Origin of the sequence: Nocardiopsis dassonvillei subsp. dassonvillei DSM 43111 (assembly GCF_000092985.1) — a bacterium.
Lineage (GTDB): Bacteria > Actinomycetota > Actinomycetes > Streptosporangiales > Streptosporangiaceae > Nocardiopsis > Nocardiopsis dassonvillei.
The window spans coordinates 4,764,577-4,778,370 of sequence record NC_014210.1; the positions used below are offsets into that span (position 1 = coordinate 4,764,577).

Annotated in this window: 13 protein-coding genes; 6 read left to right on the forward strand and 7 right to left on the reverse strand. The window is 72.5% G+C overall.

The features are described from left to right. The first annotated feature begins 48 nt into the window (after positions 1-48). Positions 49-633, forward strand: coding sequence for a TetR/AcrR family transcriptional regulator (locus NDAS_RS19695; RefSeq protein ID WP_041552878.1), 585 nt, complete (start codon positions 49-51; stop codon positions 631-633). Positions 634-655: 22 nt separating this feature from the next. On the opposite strand, the gene NDAS_RS19700 is transcribed toward NDAS_RS19695, so the two are convergent. Both NDAS_RS19700 and NDAS_RS19705 read right to left on the reverse strand, forming a co-directional pair. Then, positions 656-1,948: an SGNH/GDSL hydrolase family protein gene (locus NDAS_RS19700; protein WP_013154988.1), complete on the reverse strand. Its 1,293-nt coding sequence runs from the start codon at positions 1,946-1,948 to the stop codon at positions 656-658. 233 nt (positions 1,949-2,181) lie between these two features. Beyond that, entirely contained in the window at positions 2,182-3,198 is a 1,017-nt protein-coding gene (locus tag NDAS_RS19705) for a LacI family DNA-binding transcriptional regulator (protein WP_013154989.1), read from the reverse strand. A 163-nt stretch (positions 3,199-3,361) separates the two neighbouring features. Here NDAS_RS19705 and NDAS_RS19710 point away from each other — a divergent pair, with 163 nt between their 5' ends. Further along, entirely contained in the window at positions 3,362-4,546 is a 1,185-nt protein-coding gene (locus NDAS_RS19710) for an endo-1,4-beta-xylanase (RefSeq protein WP_013154990.1), read from the forward strand. 177 nt (positions 4,547-4,723) lie between these two features. Here the strand turns inward: NDAS_RS19710 and pth are convergent, their stop codons facing one another. The 4 genes from pth to glmU form a co-directional block, all read right to left on the reverse strand. After that, entirely contained in the window at positions 4,724-5,389 is a 666-nt protein-coding gene (gene pth, locus NDAS_RS19715; RefSeq protein WP_013154991.1) for an aminoacyl-tRNA hydrolase, read from the reverse strand. A 92-nt stretch (positions 5,390-5,481) separates the two neighbouring features. After that, positions 5,482-6,099 carry a 50S ribosomal protein L25/general stress protein Ctc gene (locus tag NDAS_RS19720; protein ID WP_013154992.1) on the reverse strand — a complete coding sequence of 206 codons (618 nt, stop codon included), beginning with the start codon at positions 6,097-6,099 and terminating at the stop codon, positions 5,482-5,484. A gap of 605 nt (positions 6,100-6,704) precedes the next feature. Further along, positions 6,705-7,673: a ribose-phosphate diphosphokinase gene (locus NDAS_RS19725; RefSeq protein ID WP_013154993.1), complete on the reverse strand. Its 969-nt coding sequence runs from the start codon at positions 7,671-7,673 to the stop codon at positions 6,705-6,707. Positions 7,674-7,690: 17 nt separating this feature from the next. Further along, positions 7,691-9,151: a bifunctional UDP-N-acetylglucosamine diphosphorylase/glucosamine-1-phosphate N-acetyltransferase GlmU gene (glmU, locus tag NDAS_RS19730; RefSeq protein ID WP_013154994.1), complete on the reverse strand. Its 1,461-nt coding sequence runs from the start codon at positions 9,149-9,151 to the stop codon at positions 7,691-7,693. A 581-nt stretch (positions 9,152-9,732) separates the two neighbouring features. Here glmU and NDAS_RS19735 point away from each other — a divergent pair. The 4 genes from NDAS_RS19735 (at position 9,733) to NDAS_RS19750 (ending at position 13,195) form a co-directional block, all read left to right on the forward strand. Continuing rightward, a complete protein-coding gene (locus NDAS_RS19735; protein ID WP_013154995.1) occupies positions 9,733-10,695 on the forward strand; it encodes an acyl-CoA desaturase in 963 nt (320 codons plus the stop codon). A 14-nt stretch (positions 10,696-10,709) separates the two neighbouring features. Beyond that, on the forward strand, positions 10,710-11,366 hold the full coding sequence (locus tag NDAS_RS19740; RefSeq protein ID WP_013154996.1) for a TetR/AcrR family transcriptional regulator: 657 nt from the start codon (positions 10,710-10,712) through the stop codon (positions 11,364-11,366). 85 nt (positions 11,367-11,451) lie between these two features. Then, positions 11,452-11,961 (forward strand): MarR family winged helix-turn-helix transcriptional regulator, encoded by a 510-nt coding sequence (locus NDAS_RS19745; RefSeq protein ID WP_013154997.1) that lies wholly within the window; start codon positions 11,452-11,454, stop codon positions 11,959-11,961. Positions 11,962-12,205: 244 nt separating this feature from the next. Continuing rightward, positions 12,206-13,195: a GDSL-type esterase/lipase family protein gene (locus NDAS_RS19750; protein WP_013154998.1), complete on the forward strand. Its 990-nt coding sequence runs from the start codon at positions 12,206-12,208 to the stop codon at positions 13,193-13,195. A 64-nt stretch (positions 13,196-13,259) separates the two neighbouring features. Here NDAS_RS19750 and NDAS_RS19755 read toward each other — a convergent pair whose 3' ends face one another. Then, a complete protein-coding gene (locus tag NDAS_RS19755; protein WP_013154999.1) occupies positions 13,260-13,754 on the reverse strand; it encodes a glutathione peroxidase in 495 nt (164 codons plus the stop codon). Between the last annotated feature and the right edge of the window lie 40 nt (positions 13,755-13,794).

The following is a 13,794-nucleotide window of genomic DNA, read 5'->3' on the forward strand; positions in this document are numbered from 1 at the left end:
GCTTAAACAACAGGTGTTCCTGAGATACAGGTGTCGTACACTGCCTCCGTGAACCCCGACGACCCCCGTGTCCAGCGCACCCGCGAGCGCCTGCGCACCGCCCTGCTGACACTGACCGCGGAGAGCCCGTCCGGCGCGGTCACGGTCTCCACCGTGGCCAGGCGGGCCGGGGTCAACCGCGCGACCGTCTACCAGCACTACGCCGACCTGGACGCGCTGGTCGCCGACGCCATGGAGAGCGCCGTCGCGCACGTGGCGCGCTGCGCGGCGCTGTGCCCGCTGGACGCGCCCCGCGACCGGGCTCCGCGGCCGCTGGTGGAGCTGTTCGGCCACGTCGCGGACAGCGCGGTGCTCTACCGCCGGATGCTGTCGGACCACGGCAGCGCCCGCTTCACGAACCGGCTGCGGGGACGGCTCGCCGAGGAGCTGGCCACGCGGTTCGCGCGGGGGGCGCGGCCGCCCGGGTTCGACGACGTGCCGGTGCGCACGCACGCCGCCTACCTGGCCGGGGCGCTGGTCGGCATGATCGCCGACTGGGTCGGCGTCGGGGAGGACGCGGAGACGAACGGGACGGAGGGGGCCGCCGCGCCGGAGGAGGCCGCGCTGGCCTTCTGGCGCCTGGTGCGCGGCTGAGGCGGACCCGCACCCGGGCCGGTTATCCCTCCCGGTCCGGGCGGAAGAGCCGGGCCGGTACGGCGTCGGCCATCGCGGCCATACCGGCGTCGTTGGGGTGCAGGCCGTCGCCGCTGTCGTAGGCGGGCAGCAGGCTCAGCGGGTCGGCCGGGTCGCGCATCACCTCGTCGAAGTCGATGACCGCGTCGTACTCCCCGCCCGTGCGGATCCACGCGTTGACCGCCTGGCGCTTGGCCTCGTTCTCCTGTGTGTGGAAACCGAGGGTGTCGCCCTTGAACGGCAGGATGGTGCCCCCGTAGACCCGCAGCCCCGCCGCACGGGCGCGGGCGATGATCTGGCGGTGGGCGCCGATGACCTCCTCTGCCGTGACGGTCTCCGACACCGGGGCCACGGTGCCGGGGTGGCCCAGGTCGTTGACCCCCAGAAGGACGATGACGTGGCCCGCGCCCGGGTGCGCCAGCACGTCCCGGTCGAAGCGGCGCAGGGCGCTCTGCCCGAAGAAGGCCGCGAAGTCCTCGGCGTCGCCGCCCTCGGGCGGGTTGGGGTCGTGGAGCAGGCGGTTGCCCGCGATCCCCGAGTTGAGCACGCCGGTGTGCGGCAGGCGCCGGGCGAGCAGGTCCGGCCACCGGTGGTTGGCGTTGACCCGGGTCTCGGAGCCGTCGGTGATGGAGTCGCCCAGGGCCACGACCGCGTCGGCGAGCCGCGTGCGCGACCGCACGCTGACCCCCGACAGGAAGTGCCACTGGGTGAGCGTGCGGATGGCCTCGACGGACGTGTCACCGGTGACGTCGCCCGCGGCCACCACGTTCTCCTGGAAGGAGGAGGCGTGCAGGGTGGTCACCGGTGTCTCCTCCGGCAGGTGGATGCTCACGACCAGGTCGGAGCGGGCGGGCAGTTCCAGCGCCACCGGGTCGCTGACCATGGGGGCGCCCGCCGGGACGGTCACCGACGTACGGCCGCCGAAGGTGACCGTGCGGTCGGTGGCCGGGTCGATGTCGGTGCCCGAGTCGCCCGCGCGCAGGGCCACGTGCACCTCGCCCACCCGCAGCGCGCTCTCCCCGAACTCGTTGGTCAGGCGCAGGCGCAGCCGGTCGCCGCCGACGCTGGTGCGCACGACCTGCCGGACGGTCTCGTCGTGCAGGACCGGGGTGCCGGTGGCGGGCGTGGCGGTCGGCGCGGCCCCCCAGGTGCCGACCCAGTTCCCGGTGCCAGGCTCCGGTGCGGCGGCGGCGCCGGTGGCGTTCCAGCCGCCGAGCAGGAGCAGTGTGCCGGCCATGACGACGGCCACGCCTCGCCGGGCGCGGGTGGGGGACATGGTCTTCTCCTCGGGGGTGGGGGGCGTGCGCGCCGGGCGGGCGGCCGCGGGAGCCGCGGCGATCAGGGCGCAACCGAGGGCGGGCAGGACGGAGGGACACGGCCGCGCGCCCGTCGGGGGCGGTGGCCGCACCGGCCTCCTTGGCGCGGAGCCCGGGTGGATTCCGGAAGATTCCGGTCAAACCAGCCCAGGGAGCGCCGCGCCGGGGTATCAACGCCCTCCCCGGGCCCCGTTCACGGCGGCGGGGCGGTGCTGTCGCGCACGACGAGCTCGGTGGCCAGCTCGACCCGCGGGCTCTCGATGGTCTCGCGCTGCACCAGGCGGTGCACGGTGCGCACCGCGAGCCTGCCCATGTCCGACAGCGGCTGGCGCACGGTGGTCAGGGACGGCGAGGACCAGCGCGCCTCGGGCAGGTCGTCGAAGCCGACCACGCTGACGTCGGCGGGCACCCGCAGGCCGCGGCGGCGCAGCGCCTCGTAGACGCCCAGCGCCATCTGGTCGCTGGCCGCGAACACGGCCGTGGGCGGATCGGCGAGGTCGAACAACCGCTCCCCCGCCCGGAAGCCGGACTCGTAGCCGAACTCCCCCGGCACGACCAGCTCGTCGTCGACCGCGAGCCCCGCCGTCTCCAGGCCCGCCCGGTAGCCGTCGAGCCGGGCCCGGCTGCACCACAGCTCGGGGCGCCCGGCGACGAAGGCGATGCGCCGGTGGCCGAGGTGGATCAGGTGCTCGGTCGCGCTGAGGCCCCCGGCCCAGTTGGTGACGCCGACCGTGGGGGTGTCCAGGTCCGGGACGCCGACCGGGTCGACGACCACGGCGGGCACGTGGAGTTCCCGCAGTTCCTCGCGCAGCTCGGGGTCCAGGTCGGTGGTCACGAGGATCGCCCCGTCGGTGGCGCGCGAGCGCACGTTCTCCAGCCACTGGCGGGTGGAGCTGACCCGGCGGTGGATGGCCGACACCACGATGCCGGTACCGCTCTCGTGCGCGGCGTCCTCCACCCCGCGGATGATCTCGACGGCCCACGGGCTGTCCAGGTCGTTGAAGACGAGGTCGAGCAGGCCGACGCGCTCCCGCGGCCGACCTCCGCGGCGCCGGTAGCCGTGGGCGCGGATCAGGCTCTCCACGCGCTCGCGCGTGGCGGGGGCGACGTCGCCCCGGCCGTTGAGCACGCGCGAGACCGTCGGCGCGGAGACGCCCGCCTCCTCGGCGATGGCGGAGATCGTGACGTCTCGGGACGGGGTGTCGGGCATGGTCCTCCTTTGTGCCCACCCAGAGTACGAGCACAGCTGGTGGGGCGACAGCGCCGAGACGGGATCTTGACGCTGTGCCCGGCGACGACCTAGGGTCCATTGACCTTCATATGTTACGGAACTTTCCGGAAGTTTCGTCGGTCGCCAGATCGGAGATCCCCCCATGAAACCGCTCCGCCTCGTCACCGCCGTCCTCGCCGCGACGGCGCTGGCGGTCCCCCTGGCCGCCCCCGCGTCCGCCGCCCCCGGGCACGACCGCGGCGACGGCCACCGGTCGCCGCACCACCCCCGCCACGCCAAGCCGGGCACGCTGCGCTGGGCCGCGCCAGACGGCCTGGTCATCGGCACCGCCGTCGCGGGCGGCGGGCACCACGTGGACCAGGACTACCCCGACCCCTTCACCTCGGACCGGCGGTACCGCCGGATCCTGGCCCGGGAGTTCAGCTCGGTCTCCCCCGAGAATCAGATGAAGTGGGAGTACATCCACCCCGAGCGGGACGAGTACGCGTTCGGGATGGCCGACAGGATCGTGGACTTCGCCGAGCGCCACGGCCAGGACGTGCGCGGGCACACCCTGCTGTGGCACAGCCAGAACCCCGCGTGGCTGGAGGAGGGCGACTTCACCGACGAGGAGCTGCGGGAGATCCTGCGCGACCACATCACCACCGCCGTCGGCCGCTACGAGGGCCGGATCTCGCAGTGGGACGTGGCCAACGAGATCTTCGACGAGTCGGGGCGGCTGCGCACCGAGGACAACATCTGGATCCGCGAGCTCGGGCCGGGGATCATCGCCGACGCCTTCCGCTGGGCGCACGAGGCCGACCCGTCGGCGGAGCTGTACTTCAACGACTACGGCGTCGAGGACGTCAACGCCAAGAGCGACGCCTACCACGCGCTGGTCCAGGAGCTGCTGGCGGACGGCGTGCCGGTGCACGGGTTCTCCGCCCAGGTGCACCTGAGCATGCGGTACGGGTTCCCGTCCGGCCTGGAGGAGAACCTCCAGCGCTTCGACGACCTCGGCCTGGGCACGGCGCTGACCGAGGTGGACGTGCGCATGGACGTGCCCGGGGGCGGGGAGCCGACCGGGGAGCAGCTGGAGCGGCAGGCCGACTACTACGGTCGGGCGCTGGAGGCATGCCTCGGGGTGGAGGGCTGCGACTCCTTCACCATCTGGGGCTTCACCGACAAGTACTCGTGGGTACCGGTGTTCTTCGAGGGCGAGGGAGCGGCGACCGTCATGGACGGGGACTTCGACCGCAAGCCCGCCTACTTCACCCTCCGGTCCCTCCTGGAGGAGGCCGAGGACGACGGGCGGGGCCGCCCGCCCCGGGCGGGCCGCGGCCGGTAGCCGGGTACCGCGCCCCCGTCGCCGCGCCCGCCGGCGCTCCTCCGCCGGCGGGCGCGGTACGTCCGACTCGGCGCGCGCCGTGCCCGGCGCGGGCGCCCCTCGCGTGGAACCCCTGGTGGGAGCGGCCGTCCGGCGGGCGTGTGAGCCCCGCCCCGGCGGACCCCGGAGCCCGGGAGGTCAGGCGGCGGTGTGGTAGATGTTCTGCGCCCGGCCCAGGCCTTCGGTGAGCACCGTGCGCACCGCGTCGGCGGCGCGTTCGACGTTGAGGTCCAGCTCGGCGCGCTCGGTGGAGGAGAAGTCCTTGAGCACGTACGCGGCCGGGTCCATCCGGCCCGGCGGACGGCCCACCCCGAAGCGCACGCGGATGTAGTCCGGGCTGGACAGGGACGAGGTCATCGACTTCAGGCCGTTGTGCCCGCCCGGCCCGCCGCCCTTCTTGAGCTTGAGCGCGCCGAAGTCGATGTCCATCTCGTCGTGCACCACGACGATCCGCTCGACCGGGACCTTGTAGAAGCGGGCCAGACCGGAGACCGGGCCGCCCGACAGGTTCATGAAGCTCCGCGGCTTGGCCAGCACCACGGGGACGCCGTCCAGGCGGGTCTCCACCACCTCCGCGTGCGCCTTGTGCGCCTTCCAGCGCTCGCCGCCCGCGAGCGCCTCCACCACCAGGAACCCGGCGTTGTGCCTGTTCCCGGCGTACTTGGGCCCGGGATTGCCCAGCCCCACGACGAGCCAGCGCTCGGTATCGGCCATGTCCTCGTTCTCTCCGCCGACGCTTGTGCCCCCGGCGCTCCGCGCGCCGGGGCCCCTGCCGCCGAACAGCCTGCCCCACCAGTTGCCCATGGGGCACGACCCTACCGGGACGGCGGCTGACACGACGGACGCGCGGCCCCTGTCGGGAGACCGCGCGTCGTCGTGTGTGGCCTGCGACCGCCTTACTCGGCGGCGGCCTCCTGGGCGCCCTCGTCGCCCTCGGCGGCCTGGGAGGCCTCCTCGCTGGTCTCCGGCTCCTCCTCCACGCGCGGGGCGGAGACGGTGAGCAGGATGGCCTCGGGGTCGGTGGCCAGGGTGACGCCGGAGGGCAGCTTGACGTCGGCGGCGGTCGGGGTGGCGCCGATCTCCAGGTCCTCGACGACGAACTCGACGCCCTCGGGGATGTGGGTGGCCTCGGCCTCGACGGCCACGGTGACGAGCTCCTGGGTGAGCACACCCGGGGCCTTGACCTCACCGATCAGGTTGACCGGGATCTCGACCTCGACCTTCTCGCCCTTGGAGACGACCAGCAGGTCGATGTGCTCCAGGAAGCCCTTGATGGCGTCGCGCTGCACGCTCTTGGGCAGGGCGAGGTTGTCCTTGTCCAGGCCGTCGAGGCGGATCAGGACGTTGGGGGTCTTCAGGGCGAGCATGAGCTCGTGGCCCGGCAGGTTCAGGTGGCGGGGCTCGGTGCCGTGGCCGTAGAGGACGGCCGGCACCTTACCCGCGCGGCGGGCGCGACGAGAGGCGCCCTTGCCGAATTCCGTGCGGGGCTCGGCAGCGATACGTACCTCGGACACGACAAAACTCCTCGGGTTCAACCCCGCAGAACGGGGAACACGGCTCCAGTAGCACGAACGATTCCCGCCCTCGGCGGGGAATGCGGCGGGGGCTGCCCTCAGGCAGGGACGCGGCCGCCCTGGTTCCAGGCGTGCCCGGCGAGCCGTCACCGGACCCGCCCGGCCCGGGAACGCTCGTCGCGCACCCCTGCCCGCCTTCCGAACGCAGCCTTCTTAGGGCTCCGCCTGGGCACGGGGACACTCGGTCAAGTCTAATGGCTTCGCCGACGACTCCGAACATGGCCCGCGATTCCCGCCCCGGTCCGGACAAGCCCCCAGAGAAACCCGCCGGCCGGGCGGCCTCGGCGCGGACGCCCGCGAGGGGACCGCCCGGCCGCGGACGCGGCCCCGGCCCCCAGACGGCCGTCGGGGTCCGAGGACACGCGTCCGGGCCGCCCGGGTCCGGAAAGCACCGGTCAGCGCGCTGTAGGCCGTCTGCGCCGCCCCGCGCCGCACCGTCCCCGTCGGCCGCGGGCCCGGAGGCGGACCGGAAACGACGCGGACCTCCCGCGGCGGCCCGGAGGGGCGGCCGCGGGAGGTCCGGGCGAAGGGGCGCGCGTCCCCACTTACTCGAACAGGCTCGTGACCGAGCCGTCGGTGAAGACCTCGCTGATGGCGCGGGCCACCAGCGGCGCGATCGAGAGCTGGGTCAGCTTCTCGAAGGAGCGCTCCTCCGGAACGGGCAGCGAGTTGGTGATGACCACCTCGGAGATCCGCGAGTTCTGGAGGCGCTCGGCCGCCGGACCGGACAGCACGCCGTGCGTGGCGGCCACCAGGACCTTGGCCGCGCCCTGCTCGAACAGGGCCTCGGAGGCCTTGACGATGGTGCCGCCGGTGTCGATCATGTCGTCCACCAGCACGCAGACGCGGCCCTTGACCTCACCGACGACCTCGTGCACCCGGACCTGGTTGGCCACGTCCGGGTCGCGGCGCTTGTGGATGATCGCCAGCGGGGCGCCGAGGCGGTCCGCCCAGCGGTCGGCGGTGCGCACCCGGCCCGCGTCCGGGGAGACCACGGTGATCTCGGACTGGTCGACCCGGCCGGCGATGTGGTCGGCCAGTATCGGCAGCGCGAACAGGTGGTCCACCGGGCCGTCGAAGAAGCCCTGGATCTGGTCCGTGTGCAGGTCGACGGCCATCATCCGGTCCGCGCCCGCGGTGCGGAACAGGTCGGTCATGAGGCGGGCCGAGATGGGCTCGCGGCCTCGGTGCTTCTTGTCCTGCCGGGCATAGCCGAAGAACGGGGTCACCACGGTGATCCTCTTGGCGGACGCGCGCTTGAGCGCGTCCACCATGATCAGCTGCTCCATGATGGACTCGTTGATCGGGTCGGAGTGGCACTGGATGACGAACGCGTCCGAGCCGCGCACCGACTCCAGGTAACGGACGAAGATCTCACCGTTGGCGAAGGTGTCGAACCGGGTGGGAACCACGTCGATCCCCAGTTCCTTCGCGACCTCCTCGGCCAGGCTCGGGTGCGTGCGCCCCGAGAAGAGCATCAGGTTCTTCTGGCCGGTGGCCTTCATCCCGGTCACGTGTTTCTCCCCCACAGTCACTGCTTGTCGTCGGCTCTGTGCCGATCGGCCTGCTCCGCCGCCTCGGCGGAGGGCGTGCCCGGGCGCTTGCGCCGGGTCCAGCCCTCGACGTTGCGCTGGCGGTGCCCCTCGGAAACGGCGAGGGCACCGGGCGGCACGTCGTCGCGGACCACGGTCCCCGCCCCGGAGTAGGCGCCGTCGCCCACGCGGACCGGGGCGACGATGGTGTTGTCGCTGCCGATCCTGACGTGGTCGCCGATGACGCTCCGGGACTTGTTGACCCCGTCGTAGTTGACGAACACCGAGGAGCAGCCGATGTTGCTGCCCACGCCGATGTCCGCGTCGCCCACGTAGGTCAGGTGCGGGATCTTGGACTCGGCGCCGACGTTCGAGTTCTTGACCTCGACGAAGGCTCCGGCCTTGGACCGCTCGGCCAGGCGGGTGCCCGGCCGCAGGTAGGTGTAGGGGCCGACGGAGGCCCCGGGGCCGATCTCGGCCCGGTCCGCCGTGGTCTCGCGCACCGTGGCGCCCGCGCCGACGACCGTGTCCCTCAGGTCCGCGCGGGGGCCGACGACGGCGTCCTCGCCGACGGAGGTGGCGCCCAGCAGCCGGGTCCCCGGTTCGATCACGGTGTCGCGGCCGATGGTGACCTGGGCGTCGATCCAGGTGGTGGCGGGGTCCACGACGGTGACCCCGGCGAGCATGTGCTCGTTGACCAGCCGGTCGTTGAGGACGCGGCGGGCCTCGGAGAGCTGGACGCGGTTGTTGACGCCCTGGACCTCGTGCCAGTCGTCCGCCGCCCAGGCGCCGACCCGGTGGCCGTCGCCGCGCAGCAGGGAGACCGCGTCGGTCACGTACTCCTCGCCCTTGGCGTTGTCGGTGGACAGGCGCTGGACGACCTCGGACAGCAGGGCGCCGTCGAAGGCGTACATGCCCGAGTTGATCTCGTCGATCGCGTGCTGCTCGGGGGTGGCGTCGGCGTGCTCGACGATGCCGGTGAAGTCGCCGTCGGCGTCGCGGACGATGCGGCCGTAACCGTGGGGGTCGGGTACGCGCGCGGAGAGCACCGTGACGGCGTTGCCCTCCTCGTCGTGGGCCGCGACGAGCTCCGCGAGCGTGGAACCGCGCAGGAGGGGGGTGTCACCGCAGGTCAGGACCACGGTGCCGCTGAGCTTGACGCCCTTGGCGGCCAGGTCCTCGATCGCCATGCGCACGGCGTGGCCGGTGCCGTTCTGCTCCTCCTGGACCGCGGTGGCGGCCTGGGGGGCGATCTCCTCCAGATGGGATCTGACCTGCTCACGCGCGTGGCCGACGACCACGACCGCGTGCTGGGGGTCGAGTTCCCGCGCCGCCGCGAGCACGTGGCCGAGCATGCTGCGGCCGTTGAGTTCGTGGAGGACCTTGGGAAGCTTCGACTTCATTCGGGTGCCCTCGCCCGCCGCGAGGACGATGACGGCAGCCGGACGGTTCACGCTCACTGAGGAGTCCCTCGTGGTAGCTGGTGGCTGAGATGTCGGCTCACCCCTCGGCGGCGCGACCCGCATGCCGCACGGGCGGCCGTCGGATGACCAGCGGCCGACATGGGAAGGATACATGCGCGTCACCGGCGCCCCACGGGCGCGTGACACGGGGGTGAGCGGCCGTTGGCCGCGCCGCGCCTGTGGCGGCGGTTTCTGGGGGTTCGGTGTGAGATGCACCGCTCCGCGGGGGTCCGCGGGGATACGTCCCTCGCACGGGGACGCGCGGACCCGCTCGGCGCCCGCGCGTGTGCGCGCGCGACGCCGGGGTAGCTCCCGGACCAGGGCTCGAACCTGGACGATGGGGACCAAAACCCCACATGCTGCCGATTACATCATCCGGGAACGCGCGAGGGCGGAGCACACCGCCCGTACGCCAGCCACCAACATAGCGCCTTTGACGGAGGGCTTGCCAAACCTACGGCATCGTAGGTTACGGTTACGTAGGAATAGGTTGGGTCGTCGCGGCGGTCACTCAGGTGCCGTTCGGACGCCGTCCTGACCGCGACGACGACCGACTGCCCGACAGCGAGGAAGAACCCATGACCGCTGCTCCCGAGCTACCGACCAAGACGACAGAGCCAAAGCGCGAGGCGATCCCCGAGTACGAGCCCGAACTGCGCGGCAGGGCCGAGCGCTACACGGTCTTCGCGTTCGTGTTCGTGCCGCTGATCGCCCTGCTGGCCTCGCTGCCCTTCTTCTGGGGTTGGGGCCTGTCCCTGACCGACATCGCCATCGCCTCGGTCTTCTACCTGATCAGCGGCCTGGGCATCACGGTCGGCTTCCACCGCCACTTCACGCACGGCTCGTTCAAGGCCAAGCGCCCGCTGCGCATCGCGCTCGCGATCGCCGGTTCGATGGCCATCGAGGGCAGCGTCATCAAGTGGGTCGCCGACCACCGCCGCCACCACAAGTACGCCGACGCCGAGGGCGACCCGCACTCGCCGTGGCGCTTCGGCGACGACTGGAAGTCGGTCGCCAAGGGCCTGTACTACGCGCACATGGCGTGGATGTACCTGGACGAGAAGAAGACCTCGCCGCGCCGCTTCGCCCCCGACCTGCTCAAGGACAAGGACATCGTCCTGGTCGACAAGCTCTTCGGGCTGATCGTGGTCTTCTCCCTGGGCGCCCCGGCGCTCATCGGCGGCCTGGTCACCATGTCCTGGTGGGGCGCGTTCACCGCCTTCTTCTGGGCCAGCCTGGTGCGCATGGCCCTGCTGCACCACGTCACCTGGTCGATCAACTCCATCTGCCACACCATCGGCGAGGAGAACTTCGAGGTGCGCGACCGCTCCCGCAACGTGTGGTGGCTGGCCATCCCGTCCTTCGGCGAGTCCTGGCACAACCTGCACCACGCCGACCCCACCTGCGCCCGCCACGGCGTGCTCAAGGGCCAGATCGACATCTCCGCCCGCGTCATCTGGGTCTTCGAGAAGCTCGGCTGGGCCTCCAAGGTCCGCTGGCCCAACAACGAGCGACTCGCCGCCAAACGGGTCAGCGTCTAGGATCGGTAGCCATCATGGGAGCAGCCGACAGCGGTCAGAAGATCCGTGTGCGCCGCAAGCGCATGACGGGCAAGGAGCGTCGGCAACAGCTGTTGGAGATCGGCCGGGAGCTGTTCGCCGAGCGCGGGTTCGACGCGGCCTCCGTCGAGGAGATCGCCGCGCGGGCCGGTGTGTCCAAGCCCGTGGTGTACGAGCACTTCGGCGGCAAGGAGGGCATCTACGCGGTCGTGGTCGACCGTGAGATGCGCACCCTCCTGGCGATGATGGGCGAGGCCCTCTCCGCCGACGGCGCCCGGAGCAAGATCGAGAACGCGGCCCTGGCCCTGCTGCGGTACGTGGAGGAGAACACCGTGGGGTTCCGGGTGCTGACCCGGGACTCGCACGCGGCCTCCGGCACGGGGAGTTTCGCCAGTCTGCTCAACGACATCGCCAGCCAGGTCGAGCACATCATGGTCGACGAGTTCGCCGAACGGGGCTACGACCCGGCGCTCGCCCCCATGTACGCCCAGGCCCTGGTGGGGATGTGGGCCCTGACCGGCCAGTGGTGGCTGGAGGTGCGCAGGCCCAAGCGCGAGGTGGTCGCCGCGCACCTGGTCAACCTGGCCTGGAACGGACTGTCGAGCCTGGAGCCGAAGCCGAGGCTGAGCCCGGGCAAGCGCAGAACGGGCTGACGCGGGGCGGTCCTGGTGACCTGTGGGGCGGGTGTGCACGGCATACCCGCCCCACTATCTTGATGTCAAGAGATAAGCTGTCCCCATGCGCGATGAGGTGGATGGGCTGATCGAGGCGTGGCGCTCCGAACGCCCCGACGTGGACGTGACGCCGCTGGAGGTGTTCAGCCGGGTGTCGCGGCTCGCGCGCCACCTGGACCGTGCCCGGCGCACCGTCTTCACCGAGCACGACCTGGAGCCCTGGGAGTTCGACGTGCTCGCCGAGCTGCGCCGCTCCGGCCCCCCGTACGAGCTGAGCCCCGGACGGCTGCTGCGCGCCACCCTGGTGACCTCGGGAACCATGACCAACCGGGTGGACCGGCTGGCCGCGGCCGGGCTCGTGCGGCGCCGCCCCGACCCCGCCGACAAGCGCGGGGTCCTGGTCCGGCTGACCGAGCGGGGCGCCGAGCGCATCGACGCGGCCCTCAGGTCGCTCCTGAGCTACGAGGAGACCCTGCTGGCGCCGATGGCCGACGGCGACCGCGAACAGCTGGCGTCGTTACTCAGACGCCTCCTGGCGCCCCTCGACCGGGGCCCCGGGGGCCAGCAGGGTTAGACAGGCGGTACCGGCCTCCCCGGGGGCCGGGCATCCACACGCACAGGGCGCGCGGGGAATCGCCGCCGTCCTCGCCGAACGGGTCCGCCGACCGGCGCGCACTCCCCCCTCGCCCCCGGAGGCGGGACCGCCGCCGTGTGTCGGACGCCGCACGGCCGTACCGCGTGAGAACCGCGCGTCCCGGGGTAGTCCAGCCCCGGTACGCGCAGTCGATCGTTCGGGGGAACACGTGCGGGTCCGTTGGATGGCCGTGGCGGCCGCGGCCGTGCTGGTCGCGGGGTGCTCGGGCAACGGTGGCGGGGACGGTGACGGCGGGAGCCCCGGCGGCGAAGGCGGCGGGGCGGACTCCGGCGGCCACTACCTGTCCCTGGGCGACTCGATCAGCGTGGGCGTGCAGCCCGACGGGAACGGCCGACCGGTGGAGACCCCCGAGGGCTACACCGACGTCCTGTACCGCACCCTGAAGGAGGAGCGCCCGGAGCTGCGGCACGAGCGGATGGGGTGCGCGGGAGAGGACACCACCACCTTCATGGAGGGCGGGCTGCCCGGCTGCGACCCTCGCTACGAGCACGGCTCGCAGCTGGAGGAGGCCGAGGCCTTCCTGGCCGGGCACCGGGGCGAGGTGGACCTGGTCACCCTGACCATCGGCGCCAACAACTTCACCCGTTGCGTGCGGGGGATCAACACCCCCGAGGGGCAGGCCCCCGACTCCGGGGACGTGGACATCGACCGCGCGTGCGTGGAGGAGGGCCTGGACCGGCTCCGGGAGGAGACCCCCGAGATCGCCGAGCGGCTGCGCGAGGCGGCGGGGCCGGACACGCAGATCGTCGGGATGACCTACTACAACCCGTTCCTGGCCTTCCTGCTGCTGGACGGGGACCCCGCCCAGCAGGCGACCGCGGCGGCGGAGGAGGCCGAGGAGCTCTTCCCCGAGACCGAGGCGCGCGGGGGTCTGGCCGAGGAGGCGGTGGACATCCTGCTGGAGGTCAACGGGACGATCGCCGACGCCTACCGGGCGGAGGGGATCGACGTGGCGGAGGTGGACGCGGTCTTCGAGTCCACCAACCAGGAGGTGCCCCGGGGCAGCGAGACCGGGCTGCCCGCCAACCTCCAGAACGTCTGCGACCTGACGTGGATGTGCCACGGCGAGCGGGGCCCGGACATCCACCCCAACGAGGAGGGCGCGCGCGAGATCGCCGCCGTCTTCGCCCGGCAGGTGGACCGGGCCGAGTGACCCGGCCGGACCCGGCGGCCGCGTTCGGGGCGGGCCGCCGGGGAGCGGGCGGGGGCGGCTCCGGCTACCCCGCGTCGCCGGGGAGCGCCTTCTCGATGAGCGCGGTGATCCCGGGGTCGTCGGGCTCGGTCGAGCTGCGGAAGCGGTGCACGGCGCCGTCGGGGAGGACGAGGAACTTCTCGAAGTTCCACTTGACCTTCCCCGCCTTGCCGTCCTCGTCCTCGGCGGAGGAGAGCGCCGCGTAGAGCGGGTGCTGCTGCTTGCCGTTGAGCTTGGCCTTGGCCGTCATGGGGAAGGTGACGCCCCAGGTGGCCGAGCAGTACTCCGCGATCTTCTCCTCGCTGCCGAACTCCTGGAGGAACTGGTTGCTGGGCACGCCGAGCACGGTGAACCCCCGGTCGCCGTACCGGTGCTGGAGCTTCTCCAGCCGCTCGTACTGCGGGGTGTAGCCGCAGCGCGAGGCGACGTTGACCACCAGCCTCACCTTGCCCGACCACTCGCCGAACGTCGTCTCGCGTCCGTCGATCAGGGTCACCGGGATCTCGTCCAGGTCGCTCATCCGCGTCCATCTCCTCGTTTGCCGGGGCGCCGACGCCCAC